This window comes from Sphingobium sp. CFD-1 (assembly GCF_024611115.1).
Taxonomy (GTDB): domain Bacteria; phylum Pseudomonadota; class Alphaproteobacteria; order Sphingomonadales; family Sphingomonadaceae; genus Sphingobium; species Sphingobium baderi_A.
Genome location: NZ_CP084398.1, coordinates 2706674 through 2725555 on the forward strand (window position 1 = coordinate 2706674; position 18882 = coordinate 2725555).

Annotated in this window: 19 protein-coding genes and 1 tRNA gene; 4 read left to right on the forward strand and 16 right to left on the reverse strand. The window is 62.1% G+C overall.

Annotation, left to right across the window (positions count from 1 at the left end):
• Positions 1 to 47: 47 nt before the first annotated feature.
• Entirely contained in the window at positions 48 to 479 is a 432-nt protein-coding gene (locus tag LDB26_RS13635) for a hypothetical protein (RefSeq protein WP_257538793.1), read from the forward strand.
• 80 nt (positions 480 to 559) lie between these two features.
• Here LDB26_RS13635 and LDB26_RS13640 read toward each other — a convergent pair whose 3' ends face one another.
• The 6 genes from LDB26_RS13640 to LDB26_RS13665 all read right to left on the reverse strand — a co-directional run bounded on the left by LDB26_RS13640 (position 560) and on the right by LDB26_RS13665 (position 3471).
• Positions 560 to 697, reverse strand: coding sequence for a hypothetical protein (locus LDB26_RS13640; protein WP_257538794.1), 138 nt, complete (start codon positions 695 to 697; stop codon positions 560 to 562).
• A gap of 162 nt (positions 698 to 859) precedes the next feature.
• Positions 860 to 936: transfer RNA gene (locus LDB26_RS13645), tRNA-Arg, on the reverse strand.
• Between the two features lie 169 nt (positions 937 to 1105).
• A complete protein-coding gene (locus tag LDB26_RS13650; protein WP_257538795.1) occupies positions 1106 to 1582 on the reverse strand; it encodes a DUF1178 family protein in 477 nt (158 codons plus the stop codon).
• Positions 1579 to 2409, reverse strand: a complete 831-nt coding sequence (locus LDB26_RS13655; protein WP_257538796.1) for a carbon-nitrogen hydrolase family protein — start codon at positions 2407 to 2409, stop codon at positions 1579 to 1581. Before LDB26_RS13655 ends, LDB26_RS13650 begins: the two co-directional genes overlap by 4 nt.
• A gap of 5 nt (positions 2410 to 2414) precedes the next feature.
• Complete coding sequence (grxC, locus tag LDB26_RS13660; RefSeq protein ID WP_062067793.1) at positions 2415 to 2672, reverse strand: glutaredoxin 3; 258 nt, start codon at positions 2670 to 2672, stop codon at positions 2415 to 2417.
• Between the two features lie 52 nt (positions 2673 to 2724).
• On the reverse strand, positions 2725 to 3471 hold the full coding sequence (locus tag LDB26_RS13665) for a ComF family protein (protein WP_062067796.1): 747 nt from the start codon (positions 3469 to 3471) through the stop codon (positions 2725 to 2727).
• A gap of 41 nt (positions 3472 to 3512) precedes the next feature.
• Here LDB26_RS13665 and LDB26_RS13670 point away from each other — a divergent pair, with 41 nt between their 5' ends.
• Positions 3513 to 4364, forward strand: a complete 852-nt coding sequence (locus tag LDB26_RS13670; RefSeq protein ID WP_257538797.1) for a class I SAM-dependent methyltransferase — start codon at positions 3513 to 3515, stop codon at positions 4362 to 4364.
• A gap of 7 nt (positions 4365 to 4371) precedes the next feature.
• On the opposite strand, the gene LDB26_RS13675 is transcribed toward LDB26_RS13670, so the two are convergent.
• Positions 4372 to 5250, reverse strand: a complete 879-nt coding sequence (locus tag LDB26_RS13675; protein WP_062067801.1) for a metallophosphoesterase — start codon at positions 5248 to 5250, stop codon at positions 4372 to 4374.
• 70 nt (positions 5251 to 5320) lie between these two features.
• Here LDB26_RS13675 and LDB26_RS13680 point away from each other — a divergent pair, with 70 nt between their 5' ends.
• On the forward strand, positions 5321 to 6217 hold the full coding sequence (locus tag LDB26_RS13680) for a diacylglycerol kinase family protein (RefSeq protein ID WP_062067804.1): 897 nt from the start codon (positions 5321 to 5323) through the stop codon (positions 6215 to 6217).
• 286 nt (positions 6218 to 6503) lie between these two features.
• Here the strand turns inward: LDB26_RS13680 and glmU are convergent, their stop codons facing one another.
• Positions 6504 to 7811 (reverse strand): bifunctional UDP-N-acetylglucosamine diphosphorylase/glucosamine-1-phosphate N-acetyltransferase GlmU, encoded by a 1308-nt coding sequence (gene glmU / locus LDB26_RS13685; protein WP_257542119.1) that lies wholly within the window; start codon positions 7809 to 7811, stop codon positions 6504 to 6506.
• A 149-nt stretch (positions 7812 to 7960) separates the two neighbouring features.
• Here glmU and LDB26_RS13690 point away from each other — a divergent pair, with 149 nt between their 5' ends.
• Positions 7961 to 8629, forward strand: coding sequence for an HAD family hydrolase (locus LDB26_RS13690; RefSeq protein ID WP_257538798.1), 669 nt, complete (start codon positions 7961 to 7963; stop codon positions 8627 to 8629).
• Between the two features lie 84 nt (positions 8630 to 8713).
• Here the strand turns inward: LDB26_RS13690 and lpdA are convergent, their stop codons facing one another.
• The 8 genes from lpdA to LDB26_RS13730 form a co-directional block, all read right to left on the reverse strand.
• Positions 8714 to 10114 (reverse strand): dihydrolipoyl dehydrogenase, encoded by a 1401-nt coding sequence (gene lpdA, locus LDB26_RS13695; protein ID WP_257538800.1) that lies wholly within the window; start codon positions 10112 to 10114, stop codon positions 8714 to 8716.
• 26 nt (positions 10115 to 10140) lie between these two features.
• The gene (odhB, locus tag LDB26_RS13700) at positions 10141 to 11391 is read right to left on the reverse strand and encodes a 2-oxoglutarate dehydrogenase complex dihydrolipoyllysine-residue succinyltransferase (protein WP_062067816.1); all 1251 of its coding nucleotides are present in this window, start codon (positions 11389 to 11391) and stop codon (positions 10141 to 10143) included.
• 8 nt (positions 11392 to 11399) lie between these two features.
• Positions 11400 to 14195 carry a 2-oxoglutarate dehydrogenase E1 component gene (locus LDB26_RS13705; RefSeq protein WP_257538802.1) on the reverse strand — a complete coding sequence of 932 codons (2796 nt, stop codon included), beginning with the start codon at positions 14193 to 14195 and terminating at the stop codon, positions 11400 to 11402.
• 79 nt (positions 14196 to 14274) lie between these two features.
• Positions 14275 to 15159, reverse strand: coding sequence for a succinate--CoA ligase subunit alpha (gene sucD, locus LDB26_RS13710; RefSeq protein WP_062067822.1), 885 nt, complete (start codon positions 15157 to 15159; stop codon positions 14275 to 14277).
• 99 nt (positions 15160 to 15258) lie between these two features.
• Complete coding sequence (gene mdh, locus LDB26_RS13715; RefSeq protein WP_021244329.1) at positions 15259 to 16221, reverse strand: malate dehydrogenase; 963 nt, start codon at positions 16219 to 16221, stop codon at positions 15259 to 15261.
• A gap of 276 nt (positions 16222 to 16497) precedes the next feature.
• Positions 16498 to 17610 (reverse strand): cell division protein ZapE, encoded by a 1113-nt coding sequence (gene zapE, locus LDB26_RS13720; RefSeq protein ID WP_257538804.1) that lies wholly within the window; start codon positions 17608 to 17610, stop codon positions 16498 to 16500.
• Positions 17607 to 18071: a PaaI family thioesterase gene (locus LDB26_RS13725; protein WP_062067831.1), complete on the reverse strand. Its 465-nt coding sequence runs from the start codon at positions 18069 to 18071 to the stop codon at positions 17607 to 17609. Before LDB26_RS13725 ends, zapE begins: the two co-directional genes overlap by 4 nt.
• A 4-nt stretch (positions 18072 to 18075) precedes the next feature.
• Positions 18076 to 18864 (reverse strand): succinate dehydrogenase iron-sulfur subunit, encoded by a 789-nt coding sequence (locus tag LDB26_RS13730; RefSeq protein ID WP_257538806.1) that lies wholly within the window; start codon positions 18862 to 18864, stop codon positions 18076 to 18078.
• Positions 18865 to 18882: the final 18 nt, after the last annotated feature.

Genomic DNA, 18882 nt, shown 5'->3' on the forward strand with positions numbered 1-18882 from the left:
GGTCGATATTCTCGGATACCGACCGGCATGACTGTCTCTAGCAAGCAGTGTCTCTCCACGATTGTTCCACGCCCGAGGCATGCAAGAGCCTGAAAGCATGGCTGGATTGGCGCTGCGGTGAAATGCGAATTGGTTGCCCAACCCTTCGGGTTTTTCAGCCTCTTGCAAACCTAGGCCAGCAAAGGATCGAAGCGACTACACGCTGCAACCTCTTCTCGACGAAGCGCACCATCTTTCGACCGGCCGTCGAAGGGCGGCGCCTGGTATCTAAGCAACCACACGAGCGTCTTGAGATCGCCGCTGCGGCAGCGTCCAGCGATCTCAAGACGCTCGTGTTCGTACAGTCCACGATTTTGGCAGAAGCGTCGATGAAGGACTTTCCGAATTTGCTGGACACGCCCCAGGTCAAACTCACCGACGAAGAGCTTGAATGGCATCGGCTGCCTGCGCCAGATGCATCAGGATCACAAGGAAGCTGAGGCAGGTATCGCTCGGTTGCTGGAACTGGTCGAGAAGGGCCTGATGGACGCCGAGGACGCTTCGATGCGCGAGCGGTGGGTCAACCTGCGTTTTCCGACGAGACGAACTTGCCGAGCAGATTGTCTATCTTACCCGCCGCCTCGCGATGGCCGAGCCGATGATCACCCCTGCCAAGATCGAGAAACTGGCAGTGCTTCTCCGCGACAAGCTGTATCATGGTTCGCCCGATCTACGCCAAGCATACGCGCAACTGCTGCTCAACGGGGTCCGCGTCGACGACCGGCAAATCCGTATAAACGGCTCGAAAGCCGAGTTGGCCCGAAGTGCTGCAGGGGGCGTGGCCAAAACCACGCCTGCAGTTCTCTCTTTTGTTCGAGAATGGTGCACCCGGCGGGATTCGAACCCACGGCCCTCAGATTAGGAATCTGATGCTCTATCCTGCTGAGCTACGGATGCACCGAGCGAAAACCTGAAGTTTTCGCGCTCCGGCGATACCTGCGCCGATCCTGCTCGTCAACAAGGTCAGGGAGATACGGAAACTGCGGCACATTCTGCGCCACACACCGGCGAGCACCCGTGCTCTTGTCCTATAAGACCATTAGTCCTGCCTCAAACATAGCGGCGATCAATTCTGCGCTTTGGGAGGAACTATCGGAAATGGCAGGGGTGCGACTTCCACGCCTTCGGAAATCAGGGCGCGGGCTTCCTCGGGCGCAACTTCGCCATGAATATTTGCGTGGTCCCGTTCACCATAATGCATGGCGCGCGCCTGCTCGGCGAAGGTGCGTCCGACCCAGGTCGATCCTTCGAGCGCCTTGGCCTGCGCGTCTGCCATCGCCTGCATCAGCACGCGCATCCGACCTTCATCGGCATTTCCCATGGGAATGGACGGCCCTTCGGCTGTGGTAGCCGGTGCGGCCGGGCGGCGGTTTCCCTTGGATGCAACGGCTGGCGCCATCAACGCCTTGGTAACGCGCGCGTCGCCACACATGGGACAGGCAAGCAGTCCTCGCGCCTTCTGGTCCTCATAGTCCGTGCTGGAGCCGAACCAGGCCTCGAATATATGGCCCTGGCCTTCGCATTTAAGGTCGAACACGATCACGCGATTACTACGTCCCTGGATATCTCACGGCGATTGGCGATGGCGGGCACCCGCCCGCGCACCTCCTCTATGCGAGCCATGTCGATGTCGGCAAGAGCGAGACCGGCCTTTTCACCCATGTCCAGCAGGACTTCGCCCCACGGGTCCACGATCAGACTGTGCCCATAGGTTTCGCGGCCATCGGTGTGGCGTCCGGTCTGGGCGGGCGCGATGACGAAGCATCCTGCCTCGATCGCGCGGGCGCGTAGCAATATATGCCAGTGGGCCTGTCCGGTCGGCACGGTGAAGGCGGCAGGCATCAGCAAGATGGTCGCCCCTGCATTGGTCAGCGCCCGATAGAGATCGGGAAAGCGCATGTCATAGCAGATGGAAAGGCCCATGCGCGCCCATGGCGTATCCACGGCCACAACCTGCTCGCCAGGTCCGTAGACGGAGGATTCCCGCCAGCTTTCCCCAGTCGCCAAATCCACATCAAACAGATGGATCTTGTCATAGCGCGCCCGGATTTCGCCCCGGTCGTCGATCACGAAGCTGCGATTGGCCCAGCGCCCGTCCTCCCGTTCACCCTTGAAGGCGAGCGAGCCAACATGCACCCAAAGTCCCCACTTCGCCGCCGCGTCGCGAATGGCAGCCAGAACCGGATCATCCGCTTGGGTCCGCAAGGTTTCGGCCGCCCGCTGCCTGTTCCGGTCAAGATAGCCCGCCATTTCCGGCGTGAAGACCATGTCTGCGCCCTCGCCCTTCGCGCGCGCGGCCATATCGGTGATCGCGGCGGCGTTGGCGGTGGGATCAATCCCGCTGGTCATCTGGAAGAGCGCGGCGCGCATGGCGATTACAGGCCCAGCAACGGGTCAAGCTTGCCCTGCCGGTTGAGCGCGGCCATGTCGTCGCTGCCCCCGATATGCCTGCCATCGATGAATATCTGCGGCACGGTCATGCCGCCGTTGGAGCGCTCCAGCATCTCCTGCCGCTTCGGGCCGCCCATGGTGATGTCATATTCCTCGAACGCCACGCCCTTGCCTTCCAGCAAAGCCTTGGCGCGCGCGCAATAACCGCAAAATGCCTTGGTGTAGATTTCAACTTTCGCCATTGGTTCTCGATACTCCTTGGCTGGAGGAGATGGGGACTCCAGGGCGCCTTTGTCAATCGAACGGTTCCGCGTCCGGCAACACCCGCGCCCAGCACAGCAAATGCACGGCCGCCACACCCCCGCGCCTCAGCGCCCGCGCACAGGCCGCTGCCGTCGCCCCGCTCGTATGCACATCGTCGATCAGCAGGACCGTTCGCCCCGATAGGTCATGGCCCGGAGCCAGCGCGAAAGCGCCGCGCACCGCCTTGGCGCGATGGCGGGGATTCATGCCACGCAGGGGCTGGGTTCGCTTTGCGCGTAGCAGCGCATGTTTTTCGACGGTCAGTCCCGTCGCCCTGCCCAGATGATCGGCGATCAGGGCCGCCTGATTGAAACCCCGCCACCACAGCCGCCAGCGGTGCAGCGGAACCGGCACGATCAGCGGCTGCTCCTCGGTCCGGACGTGTCGCGCCATATGTCCCGCGATCAGCCGGGCAAGGCCGATCCGCCGCCCATATTTGAGCCGCAGCGCCACCGCTCGCGCCACATCGCCATAAGCCAGCACCGCCCGCGCGCTGTCGAAGGGCGGCGGCTCAGACAGACAGGAGGCGCATTCTCCACCCTCCCCTATCTCATGCTCGAAAGGCACGCCGCAGCGCGCGCAGCAGGGATCGCCCAGAAAATGCATGCCGCTCCAGCAGGCGAGGCAGAAGGACTGATCGCGCTCCACGACCACACCGCATCCGGGACAGCGCGGCGGCAACGCATAGTCCAGTGCCGAAGCAGTCATGATCTTGAGATGCGGGAGAAGCGACATGATCTACCTTGTTCCCGCTCCGCGTCCGATGCACAAGACCCACCATGACCAATCCCGACATCTTCGACCGGCGCCTGCGCGCCTTGCGGCGTGACCGGATGATGGGCGGTTTTGCGGACCATGATTTCCTCTATGGTGCAATGCTGGAGGAATTGCTGGACCGACTGGCCGACGTGCGGCGCGATTTGCCCGAAGCGCTGGTCGTGGGCTGTCCAGATGACAGCGCGAAAGCAGCGCTGGAAAGGATGGGCAAACGGGTTGCCTGCATCGATCCCGGCTTCCTGGCGGCGCGGCAAGCCGGCGGCGGTGTGCAGGGGGATGAGGACGCTCTCCCCTTTGCCGACGACAGTTTCGACCTGATCCTTGCCTGCGGAACGCTCGATAGCGTCAACGATCTTCCTGGCGCGCTGATTCTTATGCGCCGCATATTACGGCCGGATGGACTTTTGCTGGCCGCCTTTGCGGGCGCGGGCACCCTTCCCCGGCTGCGCGCAGCGCTGATGACCGGGGAAGGTGATCGGCCCGGCCAGCATATTCATCCACAGGTCGATGTCCGGTCAGCGGGCGACCTTCTGGGAAGAGCCGGATTCGCCATGCCGGTGGCGGATGGCGACATGCTGACCGTGCGCTATGGCGATATGCTCCGGTTGATGCATGACTTGCGGGGCATGGGCGCGGGCAATGCGCTAGGATCGCACCCTCCGGCCTTGCGGCGAGATGTGCTGGCGGCAGCGATGGCGCATTTCGCCGAGGCTGCCGATCCAGATGGCAGAACTGCCGAACAGATCGGCGTGATCTACCTCAGCGGCTGGAAGCCCGATGCCAGCCAGGCGAAGCCTGCCCGGCGGGGCAGCGCCACGATTTCCCTCACCGAAGCATTGAAACGGAAGAGCTGACTGCCCGTCAAATCCCATCATCGCGCGCGGTCTGGGCGCCCACTACAGGCGGATCGGCCACATCCCATGACTGCCAGCCGCCAAACCGACAGGCATATTCGACATGGCTGGCCCGGCGAAAGGCCGCTCCGTCCCAAACCACAACTTGCAATTCGATCCGGTCATGACGATGGACGTGCAGCCAATTGAAGCTCTGCGGCTCCGCATTGCGAAGGCGGGTGGAAGTCGCCGTTCCCGCCTGAATGATGAGGGCACTGCCCGCGTCCTCCACCATTTTTTGCGCTGCCCGCGCGTAAGTGCGGTGAAAATGCCCGGCGAGCGCGATATGAATGCCTGCCTCGCGCGCGGCCTGCACGGCATGCTCATGGCGCCCGACAGCCTCGCTCCATTCCCCGCCCTTGCCGATGGGCATGGCGAACAGCGGATGATGCGTGACGAGAATACGGGTCTTTTCAGGCGGCACAGAGGCAAAGCGAGCGCGCAGCAATGCCATCTGCTCATGATTGAGCCGCCCGTCCTTGATGGTCAGCGACCGCGCCGTGTTAAGGCCGAGGATCGCCACCGCTTCATCCTCATAGAAGGGACAAAGATCATTCGAAATATAGCGTTTGTAGCGATGCAGGGGCCACAGGAACCGACGCACCGCATCATAGAGCGGAACGTCATGATTGCCCGGAATAAGGAGCAACGGCAAACCCGCGGCGCGCAGCCGGTTAATCCATTTTGACGCCTGCCGGAATTGCGCGATCTTCGCCCTTTGGGTGAAGTCACCGCTGATAACGACCAGATCGGGCCGCCTTTCCAGCAGCCAGGCTTCGGCAGCCGTCGCAATTGTGTCGTCATGCGCGCCGAAATGCAGGTCGGAAAGATGGGCGATACGGGCCATTCTTCTTTAACGAGCCGAAAGACAAGGAGTTGCGCCGGGAGCCGATCCGGGACTGGCGAGTTTTTATGGCATGGAAACGAAACCCCTCCCGCACGACGCCGTGCTTATCGTCAATGCCCAGTCCCGCCGGGGCGAAGCGCATTTCAAGGAGGCAAAGGAAAGGCTGGAGCAAAGCGGCGTCCGTCTCACCGCCGCCCATGCCGTGAAGAACCCGAATCATATAGCCCAAGCCGTGCGCGCCGCGGTGGCATCCGGCGCGCCGATGGTGATCGTGGGCGGCGGCGACGGGTCGCTGTCGGGCACGGTGGATGAACTGGTCGGCAAGGATTGCGTGTTCGCCGTCCTCCCGCTGGGCACCGCGAACAGCTTCGCGCGCACGCTGGGCCTGCCGCTGGAGCTGAAAGGCGCAGTCGACGCCATCGCCCATGGGCGGCGGCGGCGGATCGACCTGGGCATGATCGACAGCGATTATTTCGTCAACGCGGCCTCCATGGGGCTATCCCCCATGATCGGGGACACTGTGCCGCATAAGCTGAAGCGTTATCTGGGCCGCGTCGGTTATCTCCTCTGGGCGGTCAAATGCTCTTTCGGCTTCCGGGCGTTCCGGCTCGTGATCGACGATGGCGTCAGGGAACGGCGCATGTGGTCGACTGAGGTCCGCATCCTGAACGGTCCTTTTCATGGCGGAGTCGAACTGTCCGACGAAGCTGCCGTGGATACCGGCGAAATCGTGGTTCAGGCGATTGTCGGGCGCAGCCATATGCGCCTTGCGTGGGACTGGTATGCGAAATTCTTCCGCCTTCGCGACCGCAACGTCCATACGGAAGAGTTTCGCGGCCAATCCTTCCGCCTGTCGACACAGCCGCCGCAACGCATCTCCATCGACGGAGAAGTGCTGGCCCGAACACCCGCCACGGCGAAGATCGCAGGCGGCGCGATAGAGGTCGCGGTTCCCGCAGAGGACTGATGCAAGAGCAAGGCGCGATAGGAAGACAGCGGACCGCGTTGTCTGGCTGCGGACACACAAATCCTTTCGTCCTGAGTAGCCCCTGAGCTTGTCAAAGTGGCGTATCGAAGGACAGCGCCGCGCGAGAAGCCCTTCGATACGGGTCTTCGACTTGACCAAGAGGCCAAGTTTATCCTGAGCGACTGCTGCAAGCAGTCAGTCGAAGGGCTCAACCCCTACTCAGGGCTAACGGAGTGGAGAAGTCCGCAATTGGCCGATAGCGGTCAGCCTCCCTTCACAACACAAACTAAGCCGTCCCCTTCGCCTTGGCCGCCTTGCGTTCCTGCATCTTCTTGCGGAAGCGAGTGGCCCATCCGGGCTTGCCATCCTGCGCGGGGCGAACGAGGCAGAGCGCGTCGGCATCCACGTCGCGCGTGACCGTGCTACCCGCGCCCACGATTGCACCCTCCCCGATCTTCACCGGCGCGACCAGCGCGCTGTTGGAGCCGATGAACGCGCCCGCGCCGATTTCCGTCCGATATTTGAAGAAGCCGTCATAATTGCAGGTGATGGTGCCCGCCCCGATGTTGGCGCCCGCCCCCACGCTGGCATCGCCGATATAGGACAGATGATTGGCCTTCGCGCCCTCGCCCAGTTCCGCCTTCTTGATCTCGACGAAATTGCCGACCTTGGCCTTCGATCCGATCTTCGCGCCGGGACGCAGACGGGCATAGGGGCCGATCTCCGCGCCGCTTTCCACCTGCGCGCCTTCCAGATGGGAAAAGGCGTGGATGACCACATTGTCCGCCACCCGCACGCCAGGGCCAAAGACGACATTAGGCTCCACCACCACGTCCCGGCCCAGCACGGTGTCATGCGCGAAGAACACCGTGTCCGGCGCAATCATCGTGACGCCTTCGCGCATCGCCTCAGTTCGGCGGCGCGCCTGCCAGATGACCTCCACTCCGGCGAGTTCGATCCGGCTGTTGACGCCCGCGACTTCCCAGGCCTCCGTCTCGATCACGGCGCTCTGCGCTCCGGGCAACATGACGATGTCTGGCAGATAATATTCGCCGGCCGCATTGTCATTGCCGATCCGGTCAAGCAGCACGAACAGGTCGGTGGACCGCACCGCCATCAACCCACTGTTGCACAGGGTCACGGCGCGCTCGTCCGCGCTGGCGTCCTTATATTCGACCATCTTTTCGATGATGCCCTGCCCATCGGCAATGATCCGGCCATAAGCGGCGGTATCATCGGGCCGGAAACCCAGCACCACCGCGCGCGGCTCATCCCCGCGCGTCAGCCGGTCCAGCATCGCGCGCATGGTTTCGGCCCGCACCAACGGCACATCGCCGTAAAGGATCAGCACATCGCCCGCGAAACCCGTGAGCGCCTCATGCGCCTGCGCGACGGCGTGGCCGGTGCCAAGCTGCCGGTCCTGCACGGCGATGACGACGCCTTTGCCCTCGACCGCTTTCTCCACCTGATCGCGTCCAGCGCCTACAACCACGACCTGCCGTTCCGGCTGCAATTCCGCCACGCTTGCCAGCAGGTGCAGCAGCATCGGACGGCCCGCCACGGGATGCAGCACCTTATGCAGCGATGACTTCATGCGCGTGCCCTGCCCCGCGGCAAGGATGATGACGGCAAGGGGGCGGCTGGCGGTCACGGTGAGGCGACTCCTGTTATCGGACGGTTGGCTGGCGTCCCTCTGCCATGTTTGGCTTGCCTTTGCCACCGCTGCGAAGGCATGGGCGCGTCATGACACGCATAGCTTTCGACATCGTCGGCTTCGACCTGGACGGCACATTGATCGATACCAGTGGGGATCTGGCCGCCGCAGTCAACTACGCCATCGGGCTGCTGGGCCGCGTGCCCTTTCCAGTGGAAGCGATCCGCCCGTTCGTAGGCAAGGGCGCGAAAGTCATGCTGGAACGCGCCTTGGCTGCGTCGGGCGGTTATGAGGAAGCCGAACTAAGCGAAAGCCTGCCCATATTGCTCGATTATTATGAGCAGAATCTGGCGATCCATTCCGTGCCCTATCCCGGCCTGATCGCGGCGCTGGATCGACTGGCGGAGATGAACGTAAAGCTCGCCATCTGCACCAATAAGGCGGAGCGCTTCACCATCCCGCTGATGCATCAGCTTGGGCTGTCCGATCGCTTCGCCAGCATCGTCGGCGGCGACACGGTGGGCGTCGCCAAGCCTGATCCTGCCCCGATCCGCGAGATGATCGCGCGGGCGGGTGGCGGGCGCGCCATCTTTCTGGGCGACACGATCAATGACATTGCAGGCGCGCGCAATGCGGGCATCCCATCCATCGCCGTCAGCTTCGGTTTCCTCGACGGCCCGGTGGAAAATCTGGAGGCCGATGCGGTGATCCACCATTTCGACGAACTGGCGCCCATGCTGGAGCAATGGCCGAACTGAGCAGCCGGAATTCAGCATCATTCGGACATGGAAAAGGCCGCCCCCAACGGAGCGGCCTTTTTTCATTCTTCCGAGACCAAAGCCTCACATATGTATCGGCTTACCCGTCACAGCCATCGCCGCTTCCTTGATCGCCTCGCTATGCGTCGGATGCGCGTGGCAGGTATAGGCGATGTCTTCGCTCGATGCGCCGAACTCCATGGCCTGCGCGGCCTGCGCGATCATGGTGCCCGCGACGCTGGCGATGATCCACACACCCAGCACCTTGTCGGTTTCCGCGTCGGCAATGACCTTCACGAAACCGTCCGGCTCATGATTGGTCTTGGCCCGGCTATTCGCCAACATGGGGAATTTGCCGACCTTCACCGCGCCGCGTTCCTTGGCCGCTTCCTCGGTCAGGCCCACGCCCGCGATTTCCGGGCTGGTGTAGACGACCGACGGGATCACGTCATGGTTCACAATGCCGGTCAGGCCCGCGATATTCTCCGCGACGGCGATGCCTTCGTCCTCGGCCTTGTGCGCTAACATCGGGCCGGGGATCACATCGCCAATGGCCCAGACGCCAGGAACCTTGGTCGCGAAATCATGATCGGTTTCGATCTGGTTCCGGCCATTCAGCTCCAACCCGATCTTGTCGAGCCCCAGTCCTTCTGTGTTCGGACGACGGCCGATCGACACCAGCACGCAATCCGCCTCGATCGTTTCCGCTTCGCCGCCAGCGGCTGGTTCGACGGTCAGTTCGACCTTCTTGCCCTTGACCTTGGCGCCGGTGACCTTGGTGCCGAGCTTATAGTCGAAACCCTGCTTCTTGAAGATCTTGCTGGCTTCCTTGCGAACTTCGCCGTCCATGCCGGGCAGTATCTGATCGAGAAATTCGACCACCGTGACCTTCGCGCCCAGACGCCGCCACACGCTGCCCAGTTCAAGGCCGATGACGCCGCCGCCAATGACGACGAGGTGATCGGGCACCTTCTCCAGTTCCAGCGCGCCGGTGGAATCGACGATCAGGCCCTTCTTGTTGTCGACCTCGACGCCCGGAAGCGGCGTCACCGATGATCCGGTGGCGATGATGATATTCTTCGCCGTCACTTTCTTGCCCACAACCTCGACCGTGTTCGCCCCGGTGAAGCTGGCAAGGCCCTTGAGCCAATCGACCTTGTTCTTCTTGAACAGGAATTCGATGCCGCCAGTCAGGCCCTTGACCGCATCCTTGCGTTGGCCCTGCATGGTATCCAGGTCCAGGCTCATCTTATCGATCTTGACGCCTAGCTTCGCAAGCGCGCCGCCGGCCGCTTCCTCATACAATTCCGAAGCGTGCAGCAACGCCTTGGACGGGATGCAGCCGACATTGAGGCAGGTGCCGCCCAGCGTCTCCCGGCTTTCGGCGCAGGCGGTCTTGAGCCCAAGCTGCGCCGCGCGAATCGCCGCGACATAGCCGCCCGGCCCCGCGCCGATCACCAGAACGTCATAATCGAATTCAGCCATCGTCTTTGGTCCTCTGGCGTGATGTCTTACAGGTCGATCAGCAGGCGGGTCGGGTCCTCGATCGCGTTCTTCACCGCAACGAGGAAAGTGACCGCCTCACGGCCATCGATCAAGCGATGGTCGTAGCTGAGCGCCAGATACATCATCGGACGCACGACGACCTGACCATTGCGAACGACGGGGCGGTCCTCGATCCGGTGGAGGCCCAGCACCGCCGACTGTGGCGGGTTGATGATCGGAGTCGACATCAGCGAACCGAACACGCCGCCATTGGAGATGGTGAAGGTGCCGCCCTTCATATCTTCCATGGTCAGCGCGCCTTCCTTGGCGCGCTTGCCGAAGTCGCCGATGGTCTTTTCGATCTGCGCCACGCTCATGCTTTCGGCGTTGCGGATGACCGGCACGACGAGACCATTGGGCGCGGACACGGCGACCGAGATGTCGGCGAAATCGTTATAAACGATCTCGTCGCCTTCGATCTGCCCGTTGACGCCCGGCACGTCCTTGAGCGCCATGCAGACCGCCTTGGTGAAGAAGCCCATGAAGCCAAGACGGACGCCATGCTTCTTTTCGAATAGATCCTTATACTTACCGCGCGCCTCGATGACGGCGGACATGTCGACATCGTTGAATGTGGTGAGCAACGCGGCGTTGTTCTGCGCTTCCTTGAGGCGCTTGGCGACCGTCTGGCGCAGGCGGGTCATCTTCACCCGCTCTTGTTTGCGGCTGGGACCGGCTGCGGGCGCATCGGTGGCAGGCGCGGAGGCGGCAGGCGTGAACGCCCCAGCCTTGGCGGTTCCTGCCGTGACCGCGGCCAAAACATCATCCTTGGTCAGGCGACCATCCTTGCCGGTGCCCTTGATCTTGCTGGGGTCAAGCCCATGTTCCAGCACCAGACGGCGCACGGCAGGCGAAAGCGTCAGATTGCCGCCATCGCCTTCCTCATCCGCCGGCGCTGAAGCAACCGATGCGGGAGCGGCGGCTTGCGCCTTGGCGGCAGGCTCCGGGGCAGAGGGTGCAGGTGCAGCGGCAGCCGTCGCGCCCTCATTGATAGTAGCGAGCAGCGCGCCAACCTCAACTGTGTCGCCTTCCTTGGCGATGATGTCGCCCAGCGTTCCGCCAACCGGCGCGGGCACGTCGACCGCGACCTTGTCGGTTTCCAGGCTGACGATCGGCTCATCCGCCTTCACGGCTTCACCGGGCTTCTTAAGCCACTGGCCTACAGTGGCTTCGGTAACGGATTCGCCCAGGGTCGGGACTTTGACTTCGGTTGCCATGAGCTTCTTCAGCCTTTCTTCTGGCGGCGGATTTCTTCACGAACGCTGTGGCCCAGCGCATCAGCGACGAGCGCGCCCTGTTCGGCGACGTGACGCTTGGCAAGGCCTGTGGCGGGCGATGCCGATGCCTTGCGACCGGCATAGCGAGCGCGCATCGGCGCCCTGCCAGCATTGGCAAGCGCTTCCTCAATATAGGGTTCGACGAAGAACCAGCCGCCATTGTTGCGCGGTTCTTCCTGACACCAGATCACTTCCTCCAGGTTCGGCATGCGCTTGACGCGCGTGGCAAGCGCTTCGGTCGGGAAGGGATAGAGTTGCTCGATGCGGACGATCTGGGTGTTCTTGTCCCCCGCCGCGTCGCGCGCCTCGATCAGGTCATAGGCGACCTTGCCCGAACAGAGCACCAGACGCTTGGTGTCCTTGTCAGCCGCCGGATTAGTGTCCGAGAGGATACGCATGAAATGCGTTTCACCCTGGAAATCCTCTGCCTTGCTCACCGCCAACTTGTGCCGCAGCAGCGACTTGGGCGTCATCAGGATGAGAGGCTTGCGGAAAGGACGCAGCATCTGGCGGCGCAGGATGTGGAAATAGTTCGCCGGGGTGGTGCAGTTGGCGACCTGAATATTCCCCTCCGCGCAAAGCTGGAGATAACGCTCCAACCGCGCCGAGCTATGCTCTGGCCCCTGACCTTCATAGCCGTGCGGCAACAGGCAGACGAGACCGTTCGCGCGCAACCACTTGCTTTCCGACGAAGCGATATACTGGTCGAAGATGATCTGCGCGCCATTGGCGAAGTCGCCGAACTGCGCTTCCCACATAACCAGGCTCTTCGGGTCCGCGAGCGCATAGCCATATTCGAAGCCCAGCACGCCATATTCTGAAAGCGGGCTGTCCAATACCTCGAAGCGGCCGTGGGGCACGGTCGACAGCGGGATATACTTGTCTTCCGTGTCCTGATCGACCCAGACCGAGTGACGCTGGCTGAAAGTGCCGCGGCCCGAATCCTGCCCCGACAGACGCACGCCATAGCCTTCCGACAGCAGCGAACCGAAAGCCAGTGCCTCGCCGGTCGCCCAGTCGAAATTCGCGCCAGTCTTGAACATTTCAGCCTTGGCATCGATCACGCGGCGCAGCGTCTTGTGGACGTTGACGTCGGCGGGAATGGTGGTCAGCGTCTTGCCAAGGCTGTCGAACAGCTTCTGGCTGATCGCGCTTTCCACATTCTGCCGAGTGGTTTCGGCATCGGCGGGTTTGTGCAGGCCCGACCAGCGTCCGGTGAACCAGTCGGCCTTGTTGGGCTTGTAGCTCTTGGCCGCCTCGAACTCTTCTTCCAGATGATTGACGAAATCGCCCGTCGCCTTGTTGACGAAGTCGTCATCGACAACGCCTTCAGCCTTGAGGCGCGCCGAATAGACGTCGCTCACTGGCGGATGCTGGCGGATCTTCGCGTACATCAGCGGCTGCGTGAAGCTCGGCTCGTCGCCTTCATTATGACCGAAGCGGCGATAGCACCACATGTCGATCACGATATCGCGGTGGAAGGTCTGACGATATTCGATGGCCAGCTTGCACGCGAAGGTGACGGCTTCGGGATCGTCGCCATTGACGTGCAGGATCGGCGCCTGAACCCCCTTCGCAACGTCGCTCGGATAAGGTGAGGAGCGCGCGAACTGGGGTGAGGTGGTGAAGCCGACCTGATTGTTCACGACGAAATGGATGCATCCGCCGGTATTATACCCGCGGATGCCTGAAAAGCCGAAACATTCCCAGACGATGCCCTGACCTGCGAAAGCCGCATCTCCGTGAATCAGCACCGGCAGAACCTGCTCATGCTTTTCCAGATCGTCGCGGAACACCTGCTGCGCGCGCACCTTGCCCAACACGATCGGATCGACCGTTTCCAGGTGTGATGGGTTGGGCACCAGGCTCATATGCACCTTGATGCCGTCGAACTCACGGTCGGTGGACGTGCCGAGGTGATATTTCACATCCCCCGAACCGCCGACATCCTCGGGGTTCGCGGTGCCACCCGAAAATTCGTGAAAAATGACGCGAAAGCCCTTGGCCATCACATTGGCCAGCACGTTCAGGCGGCCGCGATGCGCCATGCCGAACACGATCTCGCGCACGCTGGAAGCGCCGCCATATTTGATGATGGCTTCCAGCGCCGGAATCATGGATTCGCCGCCGTCCAGGCCGAAACGCTTGGTGCCGACATATTTGCGGCCCAGGAATTTCTCATATTGCTCGGCCTGGATGACCTTGGACAGAATCGCTCGCTTACCCTCCGGGGTGAAGTGGATTTCCTTGTCCTTGCCCTCCATGCGTTCCTGAAGGAACACGCGTTCCTCCACATCGGCGATGTGCATATATTCCAGGCCGACATTGCCGCAGTAATTCTGCCGCAGGATGGCCACGATCTCCTCGACCGTGGCATAGTCGAGGCCCAGCGTGCCACCGAGGAATATCTTCTTCTTGAGATCGTTCAGCCCATGATATTCCGGCGTCAAATCCGCTGGAATCTGACGCTGGGAAAGCCCCAGGGGATCGAGATTGGCCGCCAGATGCCCGCGCACGCGATAGGTGCGGATCAGCATCTGGGCGCGGATCGCATCTTCCGCCGCCTCAGCGACTTCGGCCTCGCCCGCTACCTTGCCCACGGACTTCGCGGCGGCTTTGATCGCCACCTGCATCTGCGTGGGGTCCAGCGCCCCGGTCAGATCGTCGGTATCGATCGGCGGCCAGTTGGTGCGTGCCCAGCTCGGCCCGCGCTCTACCTCGAAATCCTGATTCTCGTAACCCATCGTCTTCGTCCCATCCTGACCGCGCGCATCGCGGAACGGGAAAGGCAGCCGGGGTGCAGCCCGGCCGCCTGTCTTCCGGTCAGCCCTTCAGCACGTCCAGCAGAGTCGTGCCGAGTTCGGAGGGGCTGGCAGCAACCTTGATGCCAGCGGCTTCCATCGCCGCAATCTTGCTTTCCGCATCGCCCTTGCCGCCCGACACGATCGCGCCGGCATGGCCCATGCGGCGGCCCGGAGGCGCCGTGCGGCCCGCGATGAAGCCGGCCATCGGCTTCTTGCGACCCTTCTTCGCTTCGTCGATCAGGAACTGGGCAGCCTGCTCCTCCGCGTCTCCGCCGATTTCGCCGATCATGATAATCGATTCGGTCGCGTCGTCGGCTAGGAACAGCTCCAGCACGTCGATGAAGTTGGTGCCATTGACCGGATCGCCACCAATGCCGACAGCAGTCGTCTGGCCAAGGCCCGCGTTCGAGGTCTGGAACACCGCCTCATAGGTCAGCGTGCCGGAGCGCGAGACGACGCCAACGCTGCCCTGCTTAAAGATGCTGCCCGGCATGATACCGATCTTGCATTCATTGGGGGTCAGCACGCCGGGGCAGTTCGGCCCGATCAGGCGCGACTTGCTGCCCGACAAAGCGCGCTTCACGCGCACCATGTCCAGCACGGGAATACCCTCGGTGATGCAGACGATCAGCGGGATTTCCGCGTCGATCGCCTCCAGGATCGAATCGGCCGCGAATGGCGGCGGCACGTAGATGACCGATGCGTCCGCGCCGGTCCTGGCCTTCGCTTCGGCGACGGTGTCAAACATGGGCAGGCCGATATGGGTCGTGCCGCCCTTGCCCGGCGTAACGCCCGCAACCATCTGCGTACCATAGGCCAGCGCCTGTTCGGTGTGGAAGGTGCCGGTGGCACCGGTCATACCCTGGGTAATGACCTTGGTGTTCTTGTTCACCAGAATGGACATGAAAGCCCCTTCATCGTCTCAATGGCGTGGCATTTGGGGTTGGCGGCCCGCTTCAGGATGCCGACTTGCCTGAAACGAACCGGTGCAGTTGTTGGGCTATCAGGCCAGCGAGGAGTCAATACCCTTGCAGGCTTCCAGCAGTTCCTTGACGGCGTCGACCGACACCTGAAGGTTGGCCTTGGCCTCCGCGTCCAGATCGATCTCGATGACCTGCTCGACACCATCCTTGCCGATGATGACGGGCACGCCGACATAGAGATTGTCGACGCCATATTGGCCGGTCAGGTTCGCCGCGCAGGGCAACAGGCGCTTCTGGTCGAACAGATAGGCTTCGGCCATCGCGATGCCGCTGGTCGCGGGTGCATAGAAGGCGGAGCCGGTCTTGAGCAGGCCGACAATTTCGCCGCCGCCCGAACGGGTGCGCTGGACGATGGCGTCGATACGCTCCTTGGTGGAGCGACCCATCTTGATGAGGTCGGGGATCGGAATGCCCGCGACGGTCGAATATTCGACGACCGGGACCATGGTGTCGCCATGGCCGCCCAGGACGAAGCTGTTCACTTCCTTCACCGACACCTGGAACTCTTCGGCCAGGAAGTGGCTGAAGCGCGCGGAGTCGAGGACGCCCGCCATGCCGACAACCTTGTTATGCGGCAGGCCGGAAAATTCGCGCAGCGCCCAGACCATCGCGTCGAGCGGGTTGGTGATGCAGATGACGAAGGCGTTCGGCGCGTTGTTTTTGATGCCCTCGCCCACAGCCTTCATGACCTTGAGGTTGATGCCCAGCAGGTCGTCGCGGCTCATGCCCGGCTTGCGAGCGACGCCGGCGGTGACGATGATGACGTCGGCGTCCTTGATGTCGGCATAATCGTTGGTGCCGGTGATCTTAGCATCGAAGCCTTCGACGGGACCGCATTGCGACAGATCCAGCGCCTTGCCCTGCGGCACGCCTTCGACCACGTCGAACAGGACGATGTCGCCCAGCCCTTTGAGGGCCGCCAGATGCGCGAGCGTGCCGCCGATATTGCCAGCGCCGATGAGCGCGATCTTCTTACGGGCCATATGCAATCATCCTCCAAGCTCGAAATATTGGAATTGCTCGCCCGCTTAGGCCGATATGACAAAGGTTTCAACCTGCCAAAAGATGGCCGCGTAATTTATCTTTGCAATTCATTCGCAATTGCATTATAGGTCCGCCCGCCTTTGTCGCTCACGCGCTCCTACCCTGGTGCCTGATCCCTTCCCACAAAGGCTGCCTGCCGGATGCCTCTCCATTTTGGGAGGCATCCGGGCTATTTTCATGACAACAGGCAAAAAAGCCACGCAACGCAGCTTCGGTTATTTGGAACCGTGGCCCAGCGCCAGATAATCATCCGACTGCATTTCCATAAGGCGGGAGACGGTTCGCTCGAACTCAAAGGCGCCATCCCCTTCAGGATAGAGGCACGCAGGTTCAGCGTCTGCCGAGGCAAGCAGCTTCGCCTTATATTCGTAAAGCGAGTCGATCAGCGTCACAAAGCGCGCGGCTTCGTTGCGATTTTCCGGGCCGAGAACGGGGATGCCGACGATGATGACCGTGTGATATTTGCGAGCGATGGCCAGATAATCGGGCGCGCCGCGCGCCTCTGCACAGAGTCGCTTGAAGGAGAAAACCGCGACCCCTTTCAGGCTTTTGGGCACATGGAGCGTGCGACCGCCCTGCACCGGAATATCTTCGGACGGCACATGGTCCCGATCCTCCGGCGGATAATCGGTCAAGCGGAAAAACGCTTGGCTGAGCGCCGCCGTCGCCTCCGGCCCATTGGGGGAATGCCACAATGTCGCATCGCCCAGACGGTCGAGCCGATAGTCGGTCGGCCCGTTCAGCGTCATGACGTCCAGCCGTTCCTTGATCAGATCGATGAAGGGCAGGAAAAGCTGACGGTTAAGGCCATTCTTGTAGAGATCGTCCGGCGCGCGGTTGGATGTGGTGACGATCGTGACGCGCCTGTCGAGCAATCCGGTAAACAGCCGCGACATGATCGCGGCGTCAGCCATATTGTTCACGACCATCTCATCGAAACAAAGCAGCCGCGCTTCCTCCGCCAGCGAATCGACGACCGGCGGGATCGGATCACCCGTTTCGGACTTGCGCGCTTCGGCGAGCCGCGCATGGACATCCAGCATGAATTCGTGGAAATGGGCGCGCTTCTTGCGCTGCACATGCGCGGCATCGAAGAACAGGTCCATCAGCATCGACTTGCCGCGCCCGACCCCACCCCACATATAGAGACCGCGCGGCGGTTCCGGCGGCTTACGCAACAATTTCCAGAGCGTCGACCCGCGCGGCGGCGTCGCTTCCAATTCGGCCTGCAACCGGGTCAACCGTTCGGCCGCAGCGCGCTGATCGGAATCCGGCCGCAATTCGCCCGCGGCGATCAGGGCGTCGTACCGGGCGATTACCTCGGTCACCGGTTCTGGCCGACCTTTCGGATCGTGGCCATGAAGGTTGCGATAACGCCGAAATCCTGCTCCACCGTGCCGCGCAAAAAGGCCATGCGGCCGGTTTCGCGCACCAGTTCGACCACGGCGTCCATGTTGCGCCCCGCCTCGCCCGGCGCGAGGAACTGGATCGACAGGTCGATCGTGACGGCAAAGCCAGATTCGTTGATGCCGCATCCGCGCGCGCCGGCGAAGATGGCAATGTCGATGAAGCCCGCCGTCGCACCGCCATGCATTTTGCCGGTGACGCTCGTCAGTATCTCATCCGGCAGCACACGGACACGGGCAACGCGCCCCGGCTCCTCCTCACGCACGCGGACTGGATTGTAGAGCGTGTTGAAACGCCCGTTCTGCCGCGGCCCCCAGATCATCCACCCCGCATTGTTCGGATCGGGCAGATAATCGAAGGCGATTTCCCGTTCGTCCGTCACCCGATCAAAGCTGCCGTTCGACCATCATTTTCTTGGTTTCGGCAATCGCCTTGGCCGGACTGAGACCTTTGGGGCAGACGTTCGCGCAGTTCATAATGGTATGGCAGCGATAAAGGCGGAAGGGATCTTCCAGTTCGTCCAGACGCTCGCCAGTATATTCGTCGCGGCTGTCCGCCAGCCAGCGATAGGCCTGAAGCAGGATCGCCGGGCCAAGGAACTTGTCGCTGTTCCACCAGTAGCTGGGGCAGCTGGTCGAGCAGCAGGCGCACAGGATGCACTCGTAAAGGCCGTCCAGCTTCTCGCGGTCGGCGGGCGACTGGAGCCGTTCCTTGCCGCTGGGCGCGGGGCTGACGGTTTGCAGCCACGGCTTGATCGAGTTGTACTGGGCATAGAAATGGGTGAAGTCAGGGACGAGATCCTTGATGACATCCATGTGCGGCAGCGGCGTGATCCGCACTTCCTTGCCCGCGCATTCATCGATAGCGGTGGTGCAGGCCAGGCCGTTCCTGCCGTTCATGTTCATCGAACAGGAACCGCAAATGCCTTCGCGGCACGAACGGCGGAAGGTCAGCGACGAATCATATTCGTTCTTGATCTTGAGCAGCGCGTCCAGAACCATCGGGCCACAGTTGTCGAGATCGATCTCAAACGTGTCATAATGCGGGTTCTCGCCCGAATCCGGATCGTAGCGATAGACTTTGAAGCTCTTGACGTTGGTCGCGCCGTCCGGCGCTTTGTGGGCAACGCCCTTAGCGCTGATCTTGCTGTTTTTGGGCAGAGCAAATTCGGCCATTTATCGCATTCCCTTCTG